Source organism: Candidatus Binatota bacterium, from assembly GCA_012960245.1.
GTDB lineage: Bacteria > Desulfobacterota > Binatia > UBA1149 > UBA1149 > UBA1149.
Genome location: DUBO01000006.1, coordinates 1 through 21,350, shown reverse-complemented (window position 1 = coordinate 21,350; position 21,350 = coordinate 1). Strand labels below are relative to the sequence as shown.

20 protein-coding genes and 1 tRNA gene are annotated in these 21,350 nt (G+C 63.9%); 16 read left to right on the top strand and 5 right to left on the bottom strand.

Translation table 11 applies throughout. The features are described 5' to 3' along the window. The first annotated feature begins 44 nt into the window (after positions 1-44). The 3 genes from xseB to EYQ35_00650 are packed head-to-tail and all read left to right on the top strand — an operon-like array spanning position 45 to position 2,065. Entirely contained in the window at positions 45-308 is a 264-nt protein-coding gene (xseB, locus tag EYQ35_00660; GenBank protein ID HIF62656.1) for an exodeoxyribonuclease VII small subunit, read from the top strand. After that, the gene (locus EYQ35_00655) at positions 220-1,299 is read left to right on the top strand and encodes a polyprenyl synthetase family protein (protein ID HIF62655.1); all 1,080 of its coding nucleotides are present in this window, start codon (positions 220-222) and stop codon (positions 1,297-1,299) included. Before xseB ends, EYQ35_00655 begins: the two co-directional genes overlap by 89 nt. Before the next feature lies 1 nt (position 1,300). Then, positions 1,301-2,065 (top strand): TlyA family RNA methyltransferase, encoded by a 765-nt coding sequence (locus tag EYQ35_00650; GenBank protein HIF62654.1) that lies wholly within the window; start codon positions 1,301-1,303, stop codon positions 2,063-2,065. Positions 2,066-2,081: 16 nt separating this feature from the next. Here EYQ35_00650 and EYQ35_00645 read toward each other — a convergent pair whose 3' ends face one another. Further along, positions 2,082-2,774: a hypothetical protein gene (locus tag EYQ35_00645; protein ID HIF62653.1), complete on the bottom strand. Its 693-nt coding sequence runs from the start codon at positions 2,772-2,774 to the stop codon at positions 2,082-2,084. A gap of 184 nt (positions 2,775-2,958) precedes the next feature. Here EYQ35_00645 and EYQ35_00640 point away from each other — a divergent pair, with 184 nt between their 5' ends. The 10 genes from EYQ35_00640 (at position 2,959) to EYQ35_00595 (ending at position 13,761) form a co-directional block, all read left to right on the top strand. After that, a complete protein-coding gene (locus EYQ35_00640) occupies positions 2,959-3,180 on the top strand; it encodes a DNA-directed RNA polymerase subunit omega (GenBank protein ID HIF62652.1) in 222 nt (73 codons plus the stop codon). Positions 3,181-3,264: 84 nt separating this feature from the next. Further along, positions 3,265-4,452 carry a sigma-70 family RNA polymerase sigma factor gene (locus EYQ35_00635; GenBank protein HIF62651.1) on the top strand — a complete coding sequence of 396 codons (1,188 nt, stop codon included), beginning with the start codon at positions 3,265-3,267 and terminating at the stop codon, positions 4,450-4,452. Between the two features lie 40 nt (positions 4,453-4,492). Next, positions 4,493-5,239, top strand: a complete 747-nt coding sequence (locus tag EYQ35_00630) for a competence/damage-inducible protein A (GenBank protein HIF62650.1) — start codon at positions 4,493-4,495, stop codon at positions 5,237-5,239. A gap of 117 nt (positions 5,240-5,356) precedes the next feature. Beyond that, positions 5,357-5,977: an SRPBCC family protein gene (locus tag EYQ35_00625; GenBank protein HIF62649.1), complete on the top strand. Its 621-nt coding sequence runs from the start codon at positions 5,357-5,359 to the stop codon at positions 5,975-5,977. Positions 5,978-6,035: 58 nt separating this feature from the next. Then, a complete protein-coding gene (locus EYQ35_00620; GenBank protein HIF62648.1) occupies positions 6,036-6,644 on the top strand; it encodes a YihA family ribosome biogenesis GTP-binding protein in 609 nt (202 codons plus the stop codon). Continuing rightward, positions 6,584-7,531, top strand: coding sequence for a decaprenyl-phosphate phosphoribosyltransferase (locus tag EYQ35_00615; protein HIF62647.1), 948 nt, complete (start codon positions 6,584-6,586; stop codon positions 7,529-7,531). The genes EYQ35_00620 and EYQ35_00615 overlap by 61 nt, the downstream gene beginning before the upstream one ends. 22 nt (positions 7,532-7,553) lie before the next feature. Next, positions 7,554-8,684, top strand: coding sequence for a DUF362 domain-containing protein (locus EYQ35_00610; GenBank protein ID HIF62646.1), 1,131 nt, complete (start codon positions 7,554-7,556; stop codon positions 8,682-8,684). Next, complete coding sequence (gene secA / locus EYQ35_00605; protein ID HIF62645.1) at positions 8,674-11,322, top strand: preprotein translocase subunit SecA; 2,649 nt, start codon at positions 8,674-8,676, stop codon at positions 11,320-11,322. The genes EYQ35_00610 and secA overlap by 11 nt, the downstream gene beginning before the upstream one ends. Before the next feature lie 40 nt (positions 11,323-11,362). Next, positions 11,363-12,592: a bifunctional glutamate N-acetyltransferase/amino-acid acetyltransferase ArgJ gene (argJ, locus tag EYQ35_00600; GenBank protein HIF62644.1), complete on the top strand. Its 1,230-nt coding sequence runs from the start codon at positions 11,363-11,365 to the stop codon at positions 12,590-12,592. A gap of 80 nt (positions 12,593-12,672) precedes the next feature. Then, complete coding sequence (locus EYQ35_00595) at positions 12,673-13,761, top strand: Zn-dependent alcohol dehydrogenase (protein ID HIF62643.1); 1,089 nt, start codon at positions 12,673-12,675, stop codon at positions 13,759-13,761. A 211-nt stretch (positions 13,762-13,972) separates the two neighbouring features. Here EYQ35_00595 and EYQ35_00590 read toward each other — a convergent pair whose 3' ends face one another. The 4 genes from EYQ35_00590 to gatC are packed head-to-tail and all read right to left on the bottom strand — an operon-like array spanning position 13,973 to position 18,438. Beyond that, on the bottom strand, positions 13,973-15,160 hold the full coding sequence (locus EYQ35_00590) for a hypothetical protein (protein HIF62642.1): 1,188 nt from the start codon (positions 15,158-15,160) through the stop codon (positions 13,973-13,975). Positions 15,161-15,166: 6 nt separating this feature from the next. Beyond that, complete coding sequence (gene gatB / locus EYQ35_00585) at positions 15,167-16,627, bottom strand: Asp-tRNA(Asn)/Glu-tRNA(Gln) amidotransferase subunit GatB (protein HIF62641.1); 1,461 nt, start codon at positions 16,625-16,627, stop codon at positions 15,167-15,169. After that, the gene (gene gatA / locus EYQ35_00580) at positions 16,624-18,135 is read right to left on the bottom strand and encodes an Asp-tRNA(Asn)/Glu-tRNA(Gln) amidotransferase subunit GatA (GenBank protein ID HIF62640.1); all 1,512 of its coding nucleotides are present in this window, start codon (positions 18,133-18,135) and stop codon (positions 16,624-16,626) included. Before gatA ends, gatB begins: the two co-directional genes overlap by 4 nt. 15 nt (positions 18,136-18,150) lie before the next feature. Then, positions 18,151-18,438, bottom strand: coding sequence for an Asp-tRNA(Asn)/Glu-tRNA(Gln) amidotransferase subunit GatC (gatC, locus tag EYQ35_00575; GenBank protein HIF62639.1), 288 nt, complete (start codon positions 18,436-18,438; stop codon positions 18,151-18,153). A 93-nt stretch (positions 18,439-18,531) separates the two neighbouring features. Here gatC and EYQ35_00570 point away from each other — a divergent pair, with 93 nt between their 5' ends. The 3 genes from EYQ35_00570 to EYQ35_00560 all read left to right on the top strand — a co-directional run bounded on the left by EYQ35_00570 (position 18,532) and on the right by EYQ35_00560 (position 20,360). Next, on the top strand, positions 18,532-18,930 hold the full coding sequence (locus EYQ35_00570; protein HIF62638.1) for a YraN family protein: 399 nt from the start codon (positions 18,532-18,534) through the stop codon (positions 18,928-18,930). Between the two features lie 21 nt (positions 18,931-18,951). Then, positions 18,952-20,220: a serine--tRNA ligase gene (gene serS, locus EYQ35_00565; GenBank protein HIF62637.1), complete on the top strand. Its 1,269-nt coding sequence runs from the start codon at positions 18,952-18,954 to the stop codon at positions 20,218-20,220. 50 nt (positions 20,221-20,270) lie between these two features. Then, positions 20,271-20,360 (top strand) — tRNA-Ser (locus EYQ35_00560). Positions 20,361-21,350: the final 990 nt, after the last annotated feature.

The window sequence follows — 21,350 nt, the reverse complement described above, 5'->3', positions numbered from 1 at the left end:
AGAGCCGCGTAACATGCCGACTGAGATTGCGCCCATTGGGACTGATGCCAGCTAAGAAAAAAGAAACAACGAACAAGCAGGGGCCGAGCTTCGAAGAGGCCATGGCCGAGCTCGAAGAAACCGTGCGCAAACTCGACGAGGGGGACGTGCCCCTGGAGGAGTCGCTGGTGGCTTTCGAAAAAGGCGTGGCGCTGGTGCGCTTGCTGCACGGTCGCCTTGATGCCGTGCAGCAAAAGATCGACGAACTTACCCGCGGCGCCGACGGCAGCCTGTCGACGAAGAGCTTCGAGGGTGAAGACGACGGCTGAGTCGGCCAACCCGGCCATTGCTCTCGAGGCACGGGTGGAGGAGTTGTCCTCTCGCCTCGAATCAAGTCTCGCGGCGGTGCTTCCCGGGATAAGCGGTGCCGGTGCCGCGGATGCTGCTTCGCCCAGTCGCGAGTTTGGAGTCGACCGCCTCGTCGAGTCGATGCGTTACAGCCTGCAGACACCGGGCAAGCGCGTACGGCCGCTGTTGTTGCTCGCCGCTGCCCGCGGATTGGGAGCACCCTTGGAAAGCGCGCTCCCTTTCGCCACAGCGCTCGAGATGATCCACGCCTACTCGCTGATCCACGACGACCTACCGGCCATGGACGACGACGAGCTGAGGCGCGGTCAACCTACCAACCACGTGTTGTTCGGCGACGGCATGGCCACGCTGGCCGGCGACGGATTATTGACCGAGGCCTTCTGTTTGCTGATGGCTTGCAGCGCCGACCCCGCGCTGACCCTGCGAATTGCGGGTGAGTTTGCGCGGGCGGCGGGCGTGCAGGGCATGGTCGGGGGGCAGGCTGCCGACCTCATGGCCGAGGGCCTGCAGAGTGGCGACGGTGCTGCTGCTGCGGGTGGCGACAAGCGCGGCGACAGGGCTGAACTGCTGCGCGCGATACACCGCCGCAAAACCGGCGAGCTTCTCCAGGTCTCTGCGGTCGCCGGGGTCCTGTTGGCCGGTGGCGATTCGGCGCAACTTGCTGCTGCCGATGACTTTGGACTCCACTTCGGCCTCGCCTTTCAGATCGCCGACGACGTAAAAGACGAGCTGCTCGACACCGCGGCCACCGGCAAGCGAGCTGGGGGTGACCGAGCGCGTGGCAAGCTCACCTACCCGGCCGTACACGGAGTGGCTCGTGCGCTGGAGCTCGGTCGCGCCGAACTGGCAGCGGCCCTGGCCGCGCTCGCGCCACTCGGTCCAGCCGGCGGGCTTTTGCAGCATATTGCCAGCAGCAGCGTCGTGCCCGTTTTTGAGCAGGCGGCAGGCTGACGTGGCAGCTGCTGGATCTACTGGCGGTCGACTGCGCGCCGACCTCCTGCTGGTGGAGCAGGGGCTGGCTGTCGACGGCGATGAGGCCGCACGTTTGATCATGGCTGGCCAGGCCTGGGCGGGCACCGAGCGGCTGGACAAGCCGGGCCAACTACTGGCCGCCGACCTGGCGCTCAGGGTGGAACGGGGCAGTGACTGGGCCTCGCGCGGCGCCCTCAAGCTTTCCCACGCGCTGGAAGTTTTTGACCTCGAGGTCACGGACCGCGTGTGTCTTGACGCGGGTGCCTCCTCGGGGGGCTTTACCGACTGCCTGCTGCGCGCCGGTGCCAGCAGGGTGTACGCCGTCGACGTAGGTTACGGGCAACTCGACTGGCGCTTGCGCGGCGACCCGCGAGTGGTGGTCATGGAACGCTGCAACGTGCGTGCTGTCGATCGCGAGCAGCTCAGTCCACCGCCCACGCTGCTGGTGGCCGACCTGTCGTTCGTGTCGCTAACCACCTTGCTCGAAAAACTCTCTGCCCTGGCTGGGCCCGCCGGGGAACTGTTGTTGCTGGTGAAGCCGCAGTTCGAGACCACGCGCGATAAACTCGAAGGCGGCATCCTGCGCGATGACGCCGAGCGCGGGTTGGCGGTCCAAAGGGTAGTGTCGCGCGCGCGCGAGCTGGGGCTGACAGAGAGGGGGCAGACCGAAAGCCCGATCACCGGCGCGCGTGGCAACCGCGAGTTGCTGTTGCATTTTACCGTCGGGGCCGACGCTCCCGGGTGAGCCTTGGCGGCTGTCGCTACAGCCAGCGTGGCAGGGCTGTGTGTAACCAGAATACCAGCCAGCTGAGAAACAGTGCCCCGGCCAGCGCAGTCAGCGGAAACTCGGACAGGACCAGTCTATTGCGCCGCGCGGCTACGGCTGCGAAGGGCAACAGCGAGGTGTTGTTGAAAAAGTCGGCGAGCTCGTCGTCGGTTCCCCCTCGCTTGCGCGAGTCCTGGTGGGCGCAGCCAACGAGCGCGTAGACGGCGAAGCCGCCGAAGAAAACCAGGTCGGTGGCAAAGGGGTTGACCAGGCAGTGGGCCAGCCCCCACAGGCCTATTCCCATGAACATCGGGTGCCGCGTAATACGCATCACACCGCGGTCCAGCGATGTGATGCCGTCGGATTTGCCCGCTGTCAGGCTGGCGGGGCTGGGTTGCACAAGGCCGAGCACCACCCCCAACATGGCCACCACGGACAGCGCTATCGCAGCCTCGCGGATGCCGGGCAGGGCGGCCAGTGAGTGCAGGGCGGGGCCGCTGTGGCGGGCAGAGGACCAGGATATGACCAGTGGCACGAAGGTGGCAAACGCCACGAGCGAGTATAGGCCCGCGAAGGCGCCGTCGCCGGTGCGTTGGATGATGCTACCGCGAACGGTGGTAGAGGAGAGCAGTGCGTGACTGCCGCCAAAGGCCAGCCACCATAACAGTACCTCGATCCAGTTTTCCATGGTTTCCTCCCGCGGGTGGATTCCCGTTGGCTGGATAAATACCGGGTGTTTCGGGCTCTGGGAAGCGATATCGATGCATGAGCGTTCCAGGGTGGGTAAGCTGGCCGCGGCTTGTTTGCCCACGACCTTGTTTGTTGACTTCCGCCCAGTCCGGGCCTAAACTCCCGTGCTGGAAGGATAATCAATGGCACGAATTACTGTAGAAGACTGTCTCAAGAAGGTTCCCAACCGCTTTGAACTGGCCGCCCTGGCCGTCAAGCGCGCCAAGATGCTGCTGCGTGGATCGCGGCCCTTGATAGAGACAGACAATAAGGAAGTTGTTACCTCCCTGCGAGAAATTGCAGCGGGTGAAGTCCTCCTGGTGCGCAAGGAAGATACCCTTGCCATCGGAGACGATGCTGCCTGAAGGCGGCTGCCTGAAGGCGGCTGCCTGAAGACGGCTGCCTGAAGAGAGTTGCCTCGGGAGCGCTCGTTTGAGAGCGCCGGTTGGATGAAAGACTCCGGCAAAACAGGCCGTAGAGGCCGCGGCAGCAACACCGGCGGACCTGACAGCGGCGCGGTGGACATTCCAGACTCCAAGCACGCCGCCGCTGAAGATGCCGATGCGGAAACGATCGACGCGGACGATATCGACTCGCTTGAACTCGATCCGCTGGAGCTCGAGGCCGTCGTTATTGATCCGCCCCACGCCCACCGATCTGACGGTGACACGGCCAAAGTAGACGCGGCGGAAGTCGAAGTCGTAGACGAGCCGGCGACTTCGAAGAAGGCTGCCACGCCGGCCCCCGAGGTAATAGAGCTGGCCGACAGCGGCGCGCTCACCCTGCGCGATTCACTGCAGGCCTACATGGCCGAGATGCGTCGCTACCCGATGCTTTCGCCCGAGGAGGAGCACGAGCTGGCGGTGCGCTTTCACGAAACCGGCGACGAGGAGGCCGCCTACCGCCTGGTCACGTCCAACCTGAGGTTCGTGGTCAAGGTGGCGCGCGAGTACCAACGCGCCGTGCACAACCTTCTCGACCTCATACAGGAAGGCAACGTCGGCCTGCTCGAAGCCGTGCGCAGGTTTGATCCTCACCGCGGTGTTCGCCTGCCGAGCTACGCGGTGTGGTGGATACGCGCTTACGTGATCCGCTACGTCATGAACAATTTTCGCATGGTCAAGGTGGGTACCACCCAGGCCCAGCGCCGCTTGTTCTTCAACCTGCAGAAGGAAAAATCCCGGCTCGAAGCCAGCGGGTTTACGCCCACCACGGTGCAACTGGCCGAGAACCTCGGTGTGCGCGAACGTGACGTCGAGGAAATGCAGCTGCGCATGGCCATGTCTGCCGAGGTTTCTGCCGACGCCCCGGTGGGCATAGACACCGAGACCCGGGTACTCGATCTCATCCCCAGCGAGGCGAACGTTGAAGAAGACGTCGCCGACTCAGAGTTTTTTTCGCTGATGAAGCAGCAGCTCGATATTTTCAGCGAAACGCTGTCGGGGCGCGACGAGCAGATCTGGCGCGAGCGCCTGGTGTCTGAAGACCCCGTAACTCTTGCCGAACTGGGCGAGCGCTGGGGCGTGAGCCGAGAGAGGGTGAGACAGGTGGAGGCCGCGCTCAAGAAAAAACTACGCGAGTTCCTCGTCGACGCACTGGGTGAGCAACCGCCGCTGCTCGAAGATAGCCGCGGTTGACCCAGCGTGTTAAGGTTTCAGCCACGGTGACGGCAATACGGTGACAGCAGTACGTAATCCAAGTACCGCCGCGATGGTGGTCATCGGCAACGAGATCCTTTCGGGCAAGGTCGTAGACAGCAACTCCGGCTTGCTCGCGCGCGAACTACGCGAACTCGGTGTGTCGCTCGACCGCGTAGTCGTCATTCCCGACGACACTGAGACCATCGCCGATACCGTGGCGCGTTACTCGGCCGAGTTCGATGTCGTGTTCACCTCCGGTGGGGTGGGCCCGACCCACGACGACATCACCATCGGTGCGGTGGCCGGCGCTTTTGATCGCGAGGTGGTGATACACCCCGAGCTGAGGCAGCTCATCGACGGTTGGATAGACGGTGATCTCACGCCCGCTCACCTGAAGATGGCCGAGGTGCCCGCGGGTGCCGAACTCGTGGCGGACGAACACTTCAGGTTTCCGACCGTGATGATCGAGAACGTGTACGTGCTGCCGGGCATACCCGAGATTTTCAAGGCCAAGGTCGCTGGCCTGCGCGATCGCTTGCGCGGGCAGCCCTGGTACCTGAGGCAGGTTTACGTGAGCAGTGACGAGGCGGCCATCGCACCTTCGCTCGACGCCACGCTCGAAGCTTTTTCCGAGCTCCTGCTGGGTAGCTATCCGCGCCTGGATCGCAGCGAGTACTCGGTCAAGCTCACACTCGAATCCCGCGACGAACAGTACGTGGACGCGGCCCTCGACGATCTTATGGGGCGCCTGCCTGCGGGCTCGGTTCTGCGCGTGGAGCGCTGACTCTCCTCCTCTTGTGAACCGAGTGGGCCTGCTATAGGTTTTCGGGTGTCATTATCTACCGGGGCGGGCGTAAGTATCCGGCCGCTGGGTAAGAGAATATTACAGGGGTTATATAAGATGCGGTATTTCAGGACGAATAATAATTTCAGGGCTGGTATGGTCGCTGTCTGCGTGACCGCGTTTCTCGGTCTTTCGGGTTGCGACGCCATCATGGGCCTTCTCAATACGGGCAAGGCAGCCAGGCAGTGGGAAGGCGACATAAAAGAGATCGCATTTTCCGAGCTTATCAAGGACGGCAAGGTCTTTACCATCGAGCTACACTCGCGCATCGACGCACCGGCAGACAAGATCTGGGAGTCGATGAAGAACCCCGGGCGTCTCGCCGAGACCAGCGAGCAGTACAAGAAGAGCGAAGTGCTGGTCGACGAGGGTAATCGCAAGGAAGTCGAGGTGCACATGCTGGCCCTGGGCAATCTCCAGATGCTCAAGCTGGAGATGACCTATGACGACGCCAACAAGGTCATGCACTTGAAGACCCTGGAGTCGGCCATGGTCGACATCGACGCCACTTACTCGCTGGAGGCTTCGCCCGACGGCAGCAGGACCATGTACGTGTACAAGGCGAAACAGACCGACAAGATCCAGCTACCCATCGGTACCGGTGTACAGGAAAGCGCCATCAAGGAGAGCTTTGTGAACCAGGTGCGCGCGATCAAGTCGCAACTGGGCGCGGGCTGAAAGCGGAAGCGCCGCCCGTTGTCGCGTTGGCGGCACCTGGCCGCGGTAAGTTGAAGTCGTGGCCAGGGTTCGAAGCGTGGAGTTCGCGGCCGAGGCCAATTCGGCAGCCGCGTTGCCGCGGGCGGTCGGCCCCGAGGTGGCCGTCGCCGGTCGATCCAACGTCGGCAAGTCCTCGCTCATCAACAGCCTGCTGGGACGCCGGCGACTTGCCCGCACCAGTCGCACCCCGGGCTGCACCCGCGGCCTGATCTTCTACGCCATCAACGAACGCCTGCGCCTGGTTGACCTCCCCGGCTTTGGTTACGCCAAGCGGTCGCGCGGTGAGCGCGCGGAGTGGAAAAAGCTCGTCGAGGGATACTTGTCCGACCGCGAAGAGCTCGTGGCGGTGCTCATACTCATAGATGTCAGGCGCGGGCCACAGACCGAGGAAATAGAGCTGGGCGCGTTTCTCGACGAGGCCGGCGTACCGTGGCTGTGGGTGCTGACCAAGTGCGACAAGTTGTCGCGGGCTAAAACGCAGACGGCCATTCGCGAGATTTCTGCGCAGACAGGCGACGTGCCGGTGTATGCTACTTCGTCGAATACGGGTGCGGGCGTAAAGGAACTCTGGGCCTGCATAGACGAAGCCTGGCAGACGGCCCTGGGCAGCGAGGGCCGGCCGCGGTGAAAGACCTGCTGGTGCTGGCCAGGCCCGCGCAGTGGACAAAGAACGCCTTCGTATACGCGCCCCTGTTGTTCTCGGGCAGGCTCTTCGAGGGCGAGGGTTTCAGCAACGCGGGCATCGCGCTGCTGTGTTTCTGCGCGGCGTCGAGCGCAGCCTACGTTTTTAACGACCTTGTCGACCGCGAACGCGACCGACTGCACCCGCTCAAGTGTGACCGTCCGCTGGCAGCCGGGCGCGTGGGGACACCCGCGGCTTGCGCGTTAACCGTTGCGTTGGCGCTGGTGGCCGTGGGGGGCGGCTTGCTGCTCGGCGCTCGTTTTACCTTGGTGGTCGCCGTGTTTCTCGGCCTTCAGCTGCTATACAGCTCGTGGCTCAAGCACGTCCCGGTGGTCGACGTGGTGGCCATCGCCGCCGGCTTCTGCTTGCGCGCGGCGGCGGGTGTGGTGGCCGTCAACGCTCGAATGTCGGCGTGGCTGTTCGTGTGCACCTTTTTTCTCGCGCTCTTTCTCGCCCTAGCTAAGCGCAGGCACGAGGTCACGCTTCTGGCCGGCAGCGCCACTGGTCACCGCGAGGTGCTGGGGCGCTATGACCCCGAGCTGCTCGACAAACTGGTAACCATCTCGGGTCTGTTGACCATGTTTGTCTACGTCCTGTACACGCTGAGCCCTGCGGTGGCTGCCAACCTGGGTACGGATCGCATGTACCTGACCATTCCCTTTGTGGTCTTCGGGGTTTTCCGATACCTGTTTCTGGTTTACGGCAGGCAGCAGGGCGGTTCGCCCACCGACGTATTGCTGGGAGATTTGCCCCTGCAGGCAGGCATAGCGCTGTGGGCGGCAACTGTAGTGCTGCTGCTGTATAGTCAGCTGGCGGCCGGGGCGGGAGGATAGCCGGCCGGGCGGGTCTGAGAATATGAGTACAAGTGTAGTCGGCATAGTAAGAACCAGCCCAGAGACGGTGCTGGACGACTACCGCCGCGTGATGGAGGCGGCCGACTACCGTTCGGAGCTTTCCGACCAGGTGGACACCCTGGTCAAGCTCAACCTGTCGTGGACCCGGTATTTCCCGGCCTGTTCGAGCCAGCCCTGGCAGCTCGAGGGGGTCCTGCGCACCATGCTGGGCGACGGTTTTGCCCCCCAGAGGCTGCTGCCGGTCGAAAATCGCACCGTTGTCACCGACCCCCTGAAGGGTTGTCGCAACAACCTCTGGCAGGGGGTGCTCGACCATTACGATCTGCCGTTTATCCCGCTCACCGACGTGGAGTGGAAGACCCACCGTTTTGAGCGTCCGCTGTTGAAGCTCAACGATATATTTCCCGACGGCATCGAGATACCGGCCATGTACGAGGGCCGACAGGTACTGCACCTGCCGACCGTCAAGACGCACGGGCACTCCACGACTACCGGGGCCATAAAGAATTCGTTCGGTGGCCTGCTCAAGGAGGTGCGCCACTACGCTCACAAGCACATCCACGAGGTGCTTGTCGATCTTGTTATAATGCAGAAAGAGCTGCACCCGGGTATTTTTGCCGTGATGGACGGCACGGTCTGTGGCGACGGAGCCGGACCGCGTACAATGGTGCCCAGGATTGGCAACGTTCTCATAGCCGGCGCAGACAGCGTGGCCGTGGACGCGGTCGCGGCAAAGATGATGGGTTTTGATCCTATGGAGATTCCTTACCTGGCCATGTGCCACGAGCGCGAGCTGGGTTGTGCCGATGTATCCAGGATTGATATCGTCGGCGACGAGCTGCGGGAGTTTAACCCTGCCTTCAGCACGCGGCGGAGCCTGGTGATCTGGGGTGACCAGATGCTCAGGCGCGGACCGCTGCGTTTTCTTGAAAAGGCCGCGCTGCATTCGCCGTTGATGGGCTGGGCACCGTTCGCGTCTAACGTCTACCACGACTTCCTGTGGTACCCCACGATAGGGCGCCGCCGCATACGCGAATTCGAGCAGACGCCATGGGGCCAGATGTTTGACCGCTACCGGCGGCCGGTCACGGCACCGGGCGCGCGAGGTGGGGAGACTGGCGATGCTGGTTGATTCGGTACGAAAGATTTTCGGCACGGCCAGCGATAAGTATGTCAAAAGCATGCGGCCCTTCGTTGCCCGTGTCAACGAACTTGAGCCGGACATGCAGGCGCTCGACGAACAGGCTCTTGCCTCGATTTCAACCGACTGGCGCCAACGGCTCGACCGTGGCGAAGAGCTTGACGACCTGCTACCCGAGATTTTTGCAGGCGTGCGCGAGGTGGCGACGCGGGTGCTGGGTATGCGTCACTACGACGTGCAGCTAATCGGTGGTCACATACTGCACGACGGCAAGATAGCCGAGATGAAGACCGGCGAAGGCAAAACGCTTGTGGCCACCCTGGCCCTGGTGGCCAACGCGCTCGAGGGCAAGGGTGCCCACCTGGTCACGGTCAACGACTACCTCGCCCGTCGCGACGCCGACTGGATGGGGCGCGTGTATAAGTACCTCGGCTTGTCGGTGGGTATTGTTTACCCCGACATGGACGAGCAGGAGCGACGCGAGGCTTACCGCGCCGACATCACTTACGGGCAGAACAACGAGTTTGGTTTCGACTACCTGCGCGACAACATGAAGTTCGACGCCGAGGAGTTCGCCCAGCGCAAGCTCAATTTCGGCATAGTTGACGAGGTGGATTCAATTCTGGTCGACGAGGCCCGAACGCCGCTTATCATCTCCGGGCCGGCCGAGCAGTCGACCGAAAAATACGGCCAGGTGAACCGCCTGATTCCTCGCCTGGTCAAGGAAGAAGACTACAAGCTCGACGAGAAGACCCGCAGCGCGACCCTCACCGAGGAGGGCGTGACCAAGATGGAAGGCCTGCTGGGCGTGGGCAACCTTTACGACCCTGCCGAGATCGAGACACTGCACCACGTGAACCAGGCGCTCAAGGCCCACACGCTGTTCAAGCGCGACGTTGACTACATGCTGCAGGACGGCGAGGTCGTCATCGTCGACGAGTTCACCGGTCGCCTGATGCCGGGACGGCGCTGGTCGGACGGCCTGCACCAGGCCGTCGAGGCCAAGGAAGGCGTGAAGATCGAGCGCGAGAACCAGACGCTCGCCACGATCACCTTCCAGAACTACTTTCGTATGTACGACAAGCTGTCAGGCATGACCGGCACCGCGGAGACCGAGGCCGAGGAGTTCGGTAAGATATACGGGCTCGAGGTCCTGGTGGTTCCCACCCACCAGCCCATGGTGCGAGATGATCGGCCCGACGTGGTCTACAAGACCGAGCGCGAGAAGTTCAATGCGGTCATCGAGGAGATCCGAGAGTGTACTGTCGACCAGCAGCCAGTGCTGGTGGGTACGATCTCCATTGAGAACTCCGAAAAACTCAGTGCGGCGCTCAAGAAGGTGGGCATGAAACACCACGTTCTCAACGCGAAGCACCACGCGAGCGAGGCAGAGATCGTGTCCCAGGCCGGGCGCAAGGGCGCGGTTACCATTTCGACCAACATGGCCGGCCGCGGCACCGACATCGTGCTGGGTGGTAATCCCGAGTTTCTGGCCCGCAAGGATCTCGCCAACGGCGAGGATGATCCCCAGTGGGAGGCCACGCTGGCCGGATACACCGAGCAGTGCGCGGCTGAACACGAAGAGGTGCTGGCAGCCGGTGGCCTTCACATCGTGGGTACCGAGCGCCACGAGTCGCGCCGGATCGACAACCAGTTGCGTGGTCGCTCGGGTCGGCAGGGCGATCCCGGCTCGTCGAGGTTTTTCATGTCGCTCGAGGACGACCTGCTACGCGTGTTCGGCGCCGAGCGTATACAGGGCCTGATGGAGCGCATGGGCATGGAAGACGGTGTGCCCATCGAGGCCAAGATGGTGTCGCGCGCCATCGAGAACGCGCAGAAGCGGGTTGAGGGCCAGAACTTTGATACCCGCAAGCACCTCATCGAGTACGACGACGTGATGAACAAGCAGCGCGAGGTGGTGTACCATCGGCGTCGCGAATGCCTGTCCGAGGGCGAGCTGAGGACCGAGGTGCTGGGCATGGCAGCCGCCGCGGCTACAGATCTCGTGGCCTTGCACGCAAACGAGGAAATCGAAACGGCCGAGTGGGAACTGGAATCGCTCGACGACGCCTTGTTCGCCCAGTTTCTTGTGCGCGCTGGACTGGCCGACCTGCCGCGCGACGGTTTGACTGTGGAAGTGCTTGAAACCGCCATACAGCAGCGGGTGCTGGCGGCCTACGAGAAGCGCGAAGAAGAAATGGGCGTCGAGGTGGTGCGGCACCTCGAGCACGTGCTCTCGCTGCAGTGCCTGGACAACCACTGGAAGGACCACCTGCTGGCCATGGATCACCTCAAAGAGGGTATCGGTCTTCGCGGTTACGCCCAGAAGAATCCCCTCCAGGAATACCAGAAGGAAGGCTTCGACATGTTCGAGAACATGATGCTTTCCTACGAGAACGATGTCGTCGAGAAAATGTTTTCGGTGCGTATCGCCGACGAGCAGGAAGTCGACCGCATGGAGGAACGCCGCCGAGATGAAAGCGCGGCGGTGATGATGGGCAGGGGAGGCGGCGAGGGTGGCGCTCCCGAACAAAAACAAGTGAAGCGCACGGGCAACAAGGTGGGTCGCAACGACCCCTGTCCCTGCGGTAACGGCAAGAAGTACAAGAAGTGTCACGGCAAGTCATGAGCGCCTCACCGACGGTGGCCCAGCGGGCGACGGGGCGACGGTGGCAGGGCCCGCGCGCGTGAAGATCGATCCCGGGCCGGCCCCGGGGCCCGTGGCGGGCTTTCGTTTTGCCGGCGTTCACGGCGGCCTCAAGACCGGTGGCAGGCGTGACACGGCGCTCGTGGTGGCCGATTCGCCGGTGCCGACCGCGGCCGTGTTTACCCGCAATACCGCTGCCGCCGCGCCCGTTGTGGTGGCGCGCGAGCACGTGGCCGATGGGCTGGCGCAGGCGGTGCTCATCAATTCGGGTAACGCCAACGCGGCCACGGGCAGCAGTGGTCTCAAGTTGGCCGAGTGGAGTTGTCGTGAACTGGCCAAGCGGCTGGGCATAAAGCCTGGCCTCGTACTGCCCTGCTCAACCGGCGTCATAGGCGTGCAGCTCGACCGACGGCGCATGACGCGGGCGATCTCGCTGGCCGTCGACGCGCTCGGTACGCGCCGCGCCAGCGCTTGCGGGCGCGCCATGATGACATCTGATGCGTTTCCCAAGTGGGCCTCCCGCAGCGTGCAACTGCCGGGCGGGGAGACCGCTACGGTGGCCGGCCTGGCCAAGGGTGCAGGCATGATCCACCCGGGCATGGCCACCATGCTGTGTGTGTTGGTGACCGACGCGCCCTTGTCACCAGGAGCCGCGCGGGCGGTGTTGGCCGAGGCCGTTGCGAGCAGCTTTAACAGCATCACCGTCGACGGCGATACCAGTACCAACGACACCGTGGTGTTGATGGCATCGGGACTTGCCGGTGGCGAAGCCATACGTTCGAGGAAGTCGGCGGGTTACGAGCTGTTGGCCACGGCCGTCGGCGAACTCACCGATGAACTGTCGCGCATGATAGTGCGCGACGGGGAGGGCGCCACGCGGGTGGTGGACGTGCTGGTGGAGGGTGCCCCGGGTGACGCCGACGCTGAGCGCGCGGCCCGCGCCGTTGCCACGTCCACGCTCGTGAAAGCCGCGTTCGCGGGCGGCGATCCCAACTGGGGACGGATAGTCTGCGCGCTCGGCAATTCTGGCGTCGATGTCGACTTCAAGCGCGTGGCGATATCGGTGGACGACGTGGCGCTGGTGAAGGCCGGCGAGCTGTTGTCCGAAGAGGCCCGCCGTCGCGCTGCCCGCGTGATGAAAAATGATACCTTCACTCTCGCCATACGCCTGGGCCACGGCCCCGGCCGCGCAAGCATAGTCACGTCGGACCTCACCGAGGCCTACGTCCGCTTCAACTCTGCATACTCCTGAACGGGGACAGGCAGCTTTAAGGCAAAAAGTACCTGGCCCCCCCTTTTGTTGGCAGGGGCGGGGGGGTAGATTCCGGCATTATGAAAGCTGCGATAATGCTGGCAAATAACGAGCCCATGGTGATCGAGGACGTAAACCTCGCCGATCCCGGGGATAACGAAGTACACGTCAAGTGGGGCGCCACCGGGGTTTGCCACTCAGATGTCTCGATCTGGCAGGGCAAACTGCCGCTGCCGCCGCCGGCCATCCTCGGCCACGAGGGCGCTGGAGTGGTCGTGTCGGCCGGTAAGAACGACTACGGCCTGGAGACCGGCGACCATGTGATCGGCAGTTTCGTGCCCACCTGCGGCGAGTGTTTCTACTGTAAAAACGACCAGGCCTTCGTCTGCGAAAAAGCACTGGAGATCGGCATGGGCCGTTTTCCCTTCAGCCGCCAGGATGGCAGCCCCCTGCTCTGTGGACCCGGCGGCCTGGCCACTTTTGCCGAGGAGACCGTCGTGCACGAGGCGGCGCTGGTAAAGATACCCGCAGATTTTTCGCTTGAGCAGGCTGCTTTGGTTGGTTGCGGCGTCACCACGGGTGTTGGTGCCGCCTTGTTTGCCGCCGAGGTCAAGGCCGGCAGCACCTGCGTGGTGATAGGCTGCGGAGGCGTGGGACAGGCCGTTATCCAGGGCTGTCGTGTCGCGGGTGCCGAGCAGATCATCGCCGTCGACTTGAACGAATCCAAGCGTAGCGCTTCGATAAATTTTGGTGCGACCCACTCGGTGAACCCCAACGACGAGGACCTGGGCGAGTTCGTCAAGGGCCTGACTGACGGCCGCGGCGCCGACTACGCCTTCGAGGTGGTCGGCGTGCCCGTGTTGCAGCGGCAGGCCTACGACATCACCCGCCCGGGCGGTTCGGTCATCTGGGTGGGCATCCCCAGCTACCTCGACGAGTGCAGCATACCCTCGGCCCTGCTGCCGCTTGAGAACAAGCGCATCGTGGGCACGATCTACGGCTCGGCCAACGTGCGCACCGACTTCGTCAAGTTCATCAACTTCGCCAAGGAAGGTAAGCTTGATCTCGAGGGTATGGTGTCGCAGCGGATCAAGCTCGAAGACGTCAACGACGCTTTTACCGCCATGCTCGAGGGCGACGTCATCCGTTCGGTTATTACCTACGACTGAACGACATCGTGATTATTGTGCGCGCGCCGAACTGGGGAGGGCGGCGCACACGCGGTAGAGAACTGGCGATGAGCGAAGCCTCCGCGATTGCGGTGCCGGCGACTCAGAGGGCGCTCACCCGCTTCGCCTTCTACCTGGCCATCCCGTTGTGGACCTGGATGGGCTCGTCGATGGTCGATCGCGCGGTACGCGCTGCTCGCCTGACCTGCGGCTACTCGTCCCTGGCCCCGGCTTGACCGAGCTTGACCCCACGCGCCAGGGCTTCCTTGTAAAACTCGAGCATACGTTTCTTCCACGGGCTGCTGTACTCCGCGGTGGTGAAATCGGTTGGCTCGTAGTGACCGGCGAGGTAGTACTCGCCCGGGTAGTCGGCCATGTCCTGGCGGTGAGGCGAGCCGCCGCGGCGGAGGCGGTAGCCGCGCAGCTGTCGCAGCACGAAGGGGCCGGTAGCGCCGGCGTCGTGGAAGACCAGCCCGTAGAATTTCAAGGGCACGCCTTGCAGCCCGGTGCGCAGCTCGTCTTCGAACGAAGCCCAGGCCACGGGCTTGCCCGCCACGTCAAACAGGTTGGCCTCCACCCGGTATCGCCCCTGCTGGTCTACCCTCATGCCGACATCGACCAGCAGGTCGCCCGCCGACAGGCGATCGCTGAACTCACCGGTAAACTCGCCGGGCAGCTGCCCGGGCGAGGTGAAGTAGAAGACCAGCGAGCCGGTCTGCTGGGCCAGGCCGGTCGCAGAAAACGTCGCCTCCACGCGAAGCTCGCCGACGTAGCCGGGCCAGTGCTGGGCGGGAAACAGCTGCGCAGACCAACCGCTGCCATCTCTCTGAAGTGACAACGACACCGTGTTGTCCACGTCCAGCCTGCTCGCCGTCATCACCACGCGGCGCGGCACTACCTCTCGGTTCTCGTGCCAGAGCGCTAGCGAGACTTCTAGTGGCTCACGGCCGCGCACAAAATAACGGTCGGCGGTCAGCAGCACCTCCCAGCTCATGTCGGCGTTGGCCTCGCCGTCGGCAAGCAGCTGCCGTCTTTCGTAGCGGGAGTTGGGGTTGAGCAGATCGGCAGAGTCTCCGGTAAGCCGGCGCGACGAAGCCGGGTAGCGGTTGAGTTTCTTGAAATCCTGAACGGCGCCGTCCTGGTCGTGGCCCTGTTGATCGTTGGCTTGTTGCGAGCCGGCCGAATCGCCAGCCGGCGGGGGAGCCGGCCCGGGTACCACCTTGAACTCGGCTGGCGGTTCGGGCCTGCCGCCGTGATCGGCCGGAGTTGGCTTGGCGATCTCGTCTGCGACGGGGGAGGGGGTGTCACCGGGCTGCTCGCGGTTGAGCAAGAGCACGAGCAAAGCAACGGCCGCCAGGGCGACCAGCAGCACGACTACTCTTCGCGGGCCCGTTGGCATGATGCCTCAGCCCGCCAGTCGTTCGCGCAGCAGGCGGTTGACCTCGCCGGGATTCGCCTGCCCGCGGCTCAGTTGCATGACCTGCCCCACGAACCAGCCCAGCAGCTTGTCGCGGCCGCCGCGGTAGTCCTCGACCTTGTCGGGATTGCCGTCCACGACCTCGGCTATCCAGGCTTCGAGTTGGCCCGAGTCGCTGACCTGCGCCAGGCCCTCTCTCTTGACGATGTCGGCGGGGTCGTCGCTGTCCGTGAGCATGCGGTCGAAAACGGTTTTCGCGATCTTGCCGCTTATGCTGCCGTCGTCGACGAGCGCCAGCAGTGCGCCCAGGCGTTCGGGGGCCAGTGGTATGCGCGAGTAATCAACCTCGCCTTCGCCCGCGGCCTCCCGGGTAGCGCGGAGCACGTCGCCCATCACCCAGTTGGCCACCAGCTTGGGGTTGTCGTGCGCGGCCACGGCGGCCTCGTAGTAATCGGCCAGTTCCCGGCTGGCCGTTAACACCTCGGCGTCGTAGGCCGAAAGATCGTAGCTTTCCACGAAGCGTGCGCGCCTGGTGTCGGGCAGCTCGGGTAATGCGGCTCGCACTCTTTCGACGAGTTCGTCGGCAATGACCAGCGGTAGCAGGTCGGGGCAAGGAAAATATCGGTAGTCGTGTGCTTCTTCCTTGCTGCGCATGGAGCGGGTGACGCCGTGGTCGGCGTCCCAGAGGCGCGTTTCCTGGGTGATCTCTTCTCCGGCGTTGAGCAACTCGGCCTGGCGCTCGATCTCGTAGTTGACCGCGCGTTCGACGGCGCGGAAGCTGTTCATGTTTTTTACCTCGGCGCGCGTTCCGAGCTCGCTCGTGCCGCGCTTGCGCAGTGACACGTTGGCGTCGCAGCGCATGCTGCCCTCGTTCATGTTGCCGTCGCAGATGCCCAGCCAGCGCACCACCGTCCTCAGCTTGCGCATGTAGGCTGCCGACTCTGCCGCCGAGCGGATCTCGGGCTCACTGACGATCTCCATCAGTGGCACGCCAGCGCGGTTAAGGTCGACGTAAGAAAAATCCGAGTGCGCGTCGTGGATGCTCTTGCCGGCATCTTCTTCCATGTGTATGCGCGTGAGCGTGATGTTGCGTTCTTCACCGTCGGTCACCAGCGTGACCTGCCCGCCCAGGCAGTAGGGCAGTTCGTACTGCGATACCTGGTAGGCCTTGGGGAGGTCGGGGTAGAAGTAGTTCTTTCGCGCCCAGCGGCTGGTGGGCTGCACCTCGCCCCCCAGCGCCAGCGCGGCCATCACCGCGTATTCAACCGCCTGCGCGTTTACCACCGGCAGTACGCCGGGCATGCCCTGGCACACCGGGCAGGTGTGCTCGTTGGGCTGGGCACCAAAGCTGGCCGAGCACCCGCAGAACAACTTGCTGCGGGTGAGCATCTGAACGTGCGTTTCTATGCCGATGACGGCTTCCCAGTCGCCCTGCTCGTAGTGGCTCATTTGCCGGCGCCCCCGGCCAGGTCTTGTTCGGGAGGTCGCTGGTCAAAACCGATGAGTTTTTCGCAGGCCCGTGCCGCCCTGAACAACAAGGGCTCGGCCAGTGGCGGAGCCAGCAGCTGCGCGCCTATGGGCAGGCCCTTGGAGTCGAGCCCGCAGGGCAGCGACAGGCCGGGCAGTCCGGCAAGGTTGCAGGGAATGGTGAGCACGTCGCTCATGTACATCTTCAGGGGATCGTCGGTGCGCGAGCCGAGTTCAAACGCCGTGTCGGGCGAGGTCGGCGTGAGCAGGACGTCGCAGTTCTCAAAGGCCTGTTCGAAGTCGCGGCGAATGAGCGTGCGCACTTTCATGGCCTTGAGGTAGTAAGCATCGTAGTAGCCGGCCGACAGCGCGTAGCTGCCCAGCACGATGCGGCGCTTTACCTCGGCGCCAAATCCGGCGTCGCGACTCGCCCCGTACATGTTAGTGAGTCCGCCGTCCTCGCCTTCGCGTAAGCCGTAGCGCACGCCGTCGTAGCGGCCCAGGTTCGAAGAAGCCTCGGCCGTGGCCACGATATAGTAGGTGGCCACCGCGTACTCGGTGTGTGGCAGCTCCACTTCAACCAGGCTCGCGCCGTCGCGTTCTAACGCGGCCAGCAGTGCGCGCACCGATTTTTCGACCTCGGGGTCCAGGCCCTCGCCGAAGTATTCGCGGGGCACTCCGACGCGCAGCCCTTTTGCGCCGTCGTGCAAGGAGCCGCGGCAGTCGGGCGCCGGCTGCGGAATGGAGGTCGAGTCGCGCGGGTCGTGTCCGGCCACTGCCTCGAACAGCAGGGCGGTGTCTTCAACGCTGTTGGCCAGCGGGCCGACCTGGTCGAGCGACGAGGCGAAGGCTATCACCCCGTAGCGGCTCACACGTCCGTAGGTGGGCTTCATGCCGACCACTCCGCAAAGCGCTGCCGGCTGCCTGATCGAGCCGCCGGTGTCGGTGCCGAAGCTGCCCGGTACCATGCGCGCGGCCACCGCCGCCGCCGAGCCACCCGACGAGCCGCCGGGCACGCAGTCACGGTTCCACGGGTTGCGGGTGGTGCCCAGCGCCGAGTTTTCGGTCGATGAGCCCATGGCAAACTCGTCCATGTTGAGCTTGCCGGTTATCACGGCCCCGGCTTCGCGCAGGCGCGCCACCACCGTACCGTCAAACCTGGGTTTGAAGCCGGCGAGTATTCTGGACGCGCAGGTGGTGGCCAGGTCGCGGGTGATGAAGATGTCTTTCAGGGCTATGGGTACGCCCGTGAGTGGGGTGGTCGGGTCTCCGCTGGCGAGCAGGGCGTCGGCGGCGCGGGCCTGGTCGAGCGCCGATTCGGCGCTGAGCTCCAGGTAGGCGCCGATCGCCTGGCTTGTGCCCTGGTCCAGCGCAAGCGTTCGCTCGAGGAAGGCACGGGTGAGTTCCTCAGAACTTACATCGCGGGCTGCCAGCCCCTGCGATGCCTGGGCAACTCCGAGGTCGGTGAGTTCGTTGGTGAGTTCGGACACGGCGTGTGACCCTTTCTACTCGATTATGCTGGGCACGACGAAGAAGTTCTTGTCGCTGCGCGGCGCGTTGGCCACGGCGTCCTCGGGGGCTGGCTTGTTGGTGACCTCGTCGGTTCGCATGGGCGCGGCAAAGTCGACCACCTGGGCGGTGGGCTCTACCGTGCTGGTGTCGAGCTCGTCCAGCTTAGCCACGTAGTCGAGTATGCGGTTGAGGTCGCGCCCCACGCTTTCGAGCTCGTCGTCATCCAGTTCCACCCGGGCCAGCGTGGCCACGCGGCGAACCTCGGCCTGCGAAATCTTCATATTCTCGCTGTTTAACACGGCGCCTCGAAAATTACATCCCGGCCCTTGAGAGCGGGTTGGCGTGGAAGGTATATTTGCCGGGATGGTGTAGTGATGGCCGGACAGGACAAAAGACAGAAGGCCGAGAGCCTTGGCCAAAGGCGCCTACGCCTGGCCCGGGCCGGTGAGGATGCGGCGGCCGAGTGTCTTGAGCGTGCCGGCATGCGAGTGCTTGACCGCAACGCCAGGCTCACTTCGGGCGAGATCGACCTCGTGGCCCTGGACGGCGAGGAGCTGGTGTTCGTGGAGGTAAAACTCAGGGCCGACCTCGACTCTGCTCTCGCGGCGGTAGACCAGCGAAAGCGTAAGCAGGTATCGCGCGTTGCGGTCGAATGGCTGGCGAGGCACCATGGTCTGGATCGGGCCGCGCGCTTTGACGTGGTGGCCGTTGAGGGCGGCAGCCTCGAGTGCGTACACGTGGTTGACGCTTTCGATTGTGCTCCCGAAGACTGATCTGCCCAGGCTGGCAAGACTATGCTCGACATAAAGCTTATACGCGAAGACCCCGCGGCAGCAGCCGACCGCCTGGCCCTGGTGGGCTGCGAGCGCGAGCAGCTGACGGCCGTGGTCGAACTCGACGCGCGCCGCCGCGAACTGATAGCCGCGGCCGAACAGATGCGCGCGGATCGCAAGACTCGCTCGAAGACCATCGGCGCTATGCCGCCAGGCCCGGAGCAGGAAGCGGCCAAGGCCGAGGTGCGAGAGTTGGGCGAGCGCATGGGCGCTGCCGAAAAAGATCTCGCCGAGGTCGCCGGCAGCTTTGAGGTCGCCATGCTCGAGCTGCCCAACTTTCCCCACGAGGACGTCCCGGTGGGTGAGGGCGAAGAGCAGAACCTGGTGTTGCGCGAAGAAGGCGCGCGCCGCGAGTTCGACTTTACGCCGCTGCCGCACTGGGAGCTGGGCGAGCGCCTGGGGATAATCGACTTTGACCGTGGCGTAAAAATCTCGGGCACGCGTTTCTACCTGTTGCGAGGCGACGGCGCCCGTCTGCAGCGCGCGCTCATCAGCTGGATGCTCGACCTGCACAGCCGTGAGCACGGTTACAGCGAGGTCTACCCGCCGGCCATGGTGCGCGGCGAGTGTCTGCTGGGCACCGGCAACCTGCCCAAGTTCGGCGACAATCTTTACCGCGACATAGAGGAAGACTTCTGGTGGGTGCCTACCGCCGAGGTGCCAGTGACCAACATGTACCGCGACGAGGTGCTGTCGGCCGATTCGCTGCCAATAAAACACGTGGCCTTCACGCCGTGTTTTCGTCGCGAAAAGATGTCGGCCGGCCGCGACGTGCGCGGCATCAAGCGCGGCCACCAGTTCGACAAGGTGGAGATGGTGCGTTTCGTTCACCCAGACAGCTCGGACGCCCAGTTGCTCGAACTGCTGGGCAACGCAGAGGAGGTATCACGCCGCCTGGGCATACCCTGGCGCGTAATACAGATGTGCACTGGCGACCTGAGTTTCGTGGCCGCCATGAAGTACGACGTGGAGATGTGGGCTCCTGGCTGCGAGGAATGGCTGGAAGTGAGTTCCTGTTCGAACTTCCGCGACTTCCAGGCCCGTCGCGCCAACATCCGCTTCAAGGCAGGCAAGGACAAGCCGGCGCTCGTGCACACGCTCAACGGTTCAGGACTGGCACTGCCACGCGTGCTCATATCAGTGCTGGAGACCTACCAGCGCGCTGACGGCACGGTGGACGTCCCCGAAGTATTGCAGCCGTACATGGGTGGGCAGCAGGTCATCTCCTGAAGAAAGGGAAGAGCTAGCAGGTCTACTTTCGCAGCACGCAGGGTGAACAGGGAGGGGTGGCCGAGTCCGGTTGAAGGCACCGGTCTTGAAAACCGGCAATCCGCAAGGATTCGGGAGTTCGAATCTCCCCCCCTCCGCCACTCTTTATCGCTCCGGGCGTTACGCCGGAGCGGCGGTCTAAGGGTAGACCACCGGCCCGGCGAATACCGCGTAAGATACTTGCTCCGTGGTGTGCCTGCGCTCGGCGCCGCCGACCTGGTCTTCGTCCACTGACAGGAACAGCGTGGTGGCGTTGGACAACGTGGCACCGTGGGCCTGCGCCCATGAGCCGTCGTTGCCGTCCATTGCCGACTGGCTTGCTACTGCCACGGTCGGGGCCGCCGAGAACGGCGTTGAGTAGGAGTAACTGTAGGGCGGATTGTTGCCCGTGCCGCGCACCGTGTCTGCTCCGAGCGCTGCCTCGAACTCCACGCCGCCGATGGTACCGTGCCCGGCCTCGATCACGATGAATCCTACCGTCTCGTCGGCGCGGCTCGTAACACCGTCTTCTCCGACCGACTTACCGGTGTTCAGCGTCGTCGCCGACGGCGGGCTCTGCCTGGAGCCGCCGTTGGACCAGAAGTGCGACCAGTTGGCGTCGTTTTCGGTCATCACCTGTCCGATGACCACCGGGTTGGTGTAGGCCTGCCCGTAGGACTGGGATTGCCCGTTCCAGTTTCCCCTACGGTCGGTTACGGTGGACAGGTAGGCCTGGGCCTCGATGTTGACCCCGTCTATGGTCCACGTGCCTTCCTCCACGACCAGGCAGTTGACGTTGTCCGTGGCGACCGCGCCGCCAGAGGGGTTCTGTAGTCGTACCTGGAAGCTGGACGACCCAACGGCCGATACGCGTGTTACCACCGGCGTGGTGTTGTTGGCGTACTGCACCGTGCAGGCCACCACCGGGCTGCTGTAGAGGTTTTCGAGCAACACGGTAACCGGTGATCCACCGACCGGAACCGTGCCCGCTTCCATCATGGCCACCGGGCCGGTAAGACACTGGTCGCCGGATTCGTCGCAGCTCTGTCCCGGGCATGGATCTGCGCCGGACTGGCAGTCGAGCGTAGCGCTGCAGGTCTCGTTTCCGTCAC

Coding starts and splice junctions, on each gene's coding strand:
- EYQ35_00590 (HIF62642.1), bottom strand. CDS start 15,160: ATGCCAACGGGCCCGCGAAGAGTAGTCGTGCTGCTGGTCGCCCTGGCG.
- EYQ35_00570 (HIF62638.1), top strand. CDS start 18,532: ATGGCCGGACAGGACAAAAGACAGAAGGCCGAGAGCCTTGGCCAAAGG.
- EYQ35_00635 (HIF62651.1), top strand. CDS start 3,265: ATGAAAGACTCCGGCAAAACAGGCCGTAGAGGCCGCGGCAGCAACACC.
- EYQ35_00655 (HIF62655.1), top strand. CDS start 220: ATGCCGTGCAGCAAAAGATCGACGAACTTACCCGCGGCGCCGACGGCA.
- xseB (HIF62656.1), top strand. CDS start 45: ATGCCAGCTAAGAAAAAAGAAACAACGAACAAGCAGGGGCCGAGCTTC.
- EYQ35_00625 (HIF62649.1), top strand. CDS start 5,357: ATGCGGTATTTCAGGACGAATAATAATTTCAGGGCTGGTATGGTCGCT.
- secA (HIF62645.1), top strand. CDS start 8,674: ATGCTGGTTGATTCGGTACGAAAGATTTTCGGCACGGCCAGCGATAAG.
- EYQ35_00640 (HIF62652.1), top strand. CDS start 2,959: ATGGCACGAATTACTGTAGAAGACTGTCTCAAGAAGGTTCCCAACCGC.
- gatB (HIF62641.1), bottom strand. CDS start 16,627: ATGAGCCACTACGAGCAGGGCGACTGGGAAGCCGTCATCGGCATAGAA.
- EYQ35_00595 (HIF62643.1), top strand. CDS start 12,673: ATGAAAGCTGCGATAATGCTGGCAAATAACGAGCCCATGGTGATCGAG.
- gatC (HIF62639.1), bottom strand. CDS start 18,438: ATGAAGATTTCGCAGGCCGAGGTTCGCCGCGTGGCCACGCTGGCCCGG.
- EYQ35_00610 (HIF62646.1), top strand. CDS start 7,554: ATGAGTACAAGTGTAGTCGGCATAGTAAGAACCAGCCCAGAGACGGTG.
- EYQ35_00645 (HIF62653.1), bottom strand. CDS start 2,774: ATGGAAAACTGGATCGAGGTACTGTTATGGTGGCTGGCCTTTGGCGGC.
- serS (HIF62637.1), top strand. CDS start 18,952: ATGCTCGACATAAAGCTTATACGCGAAGACCCCGCGGCAGCAGCCGAC.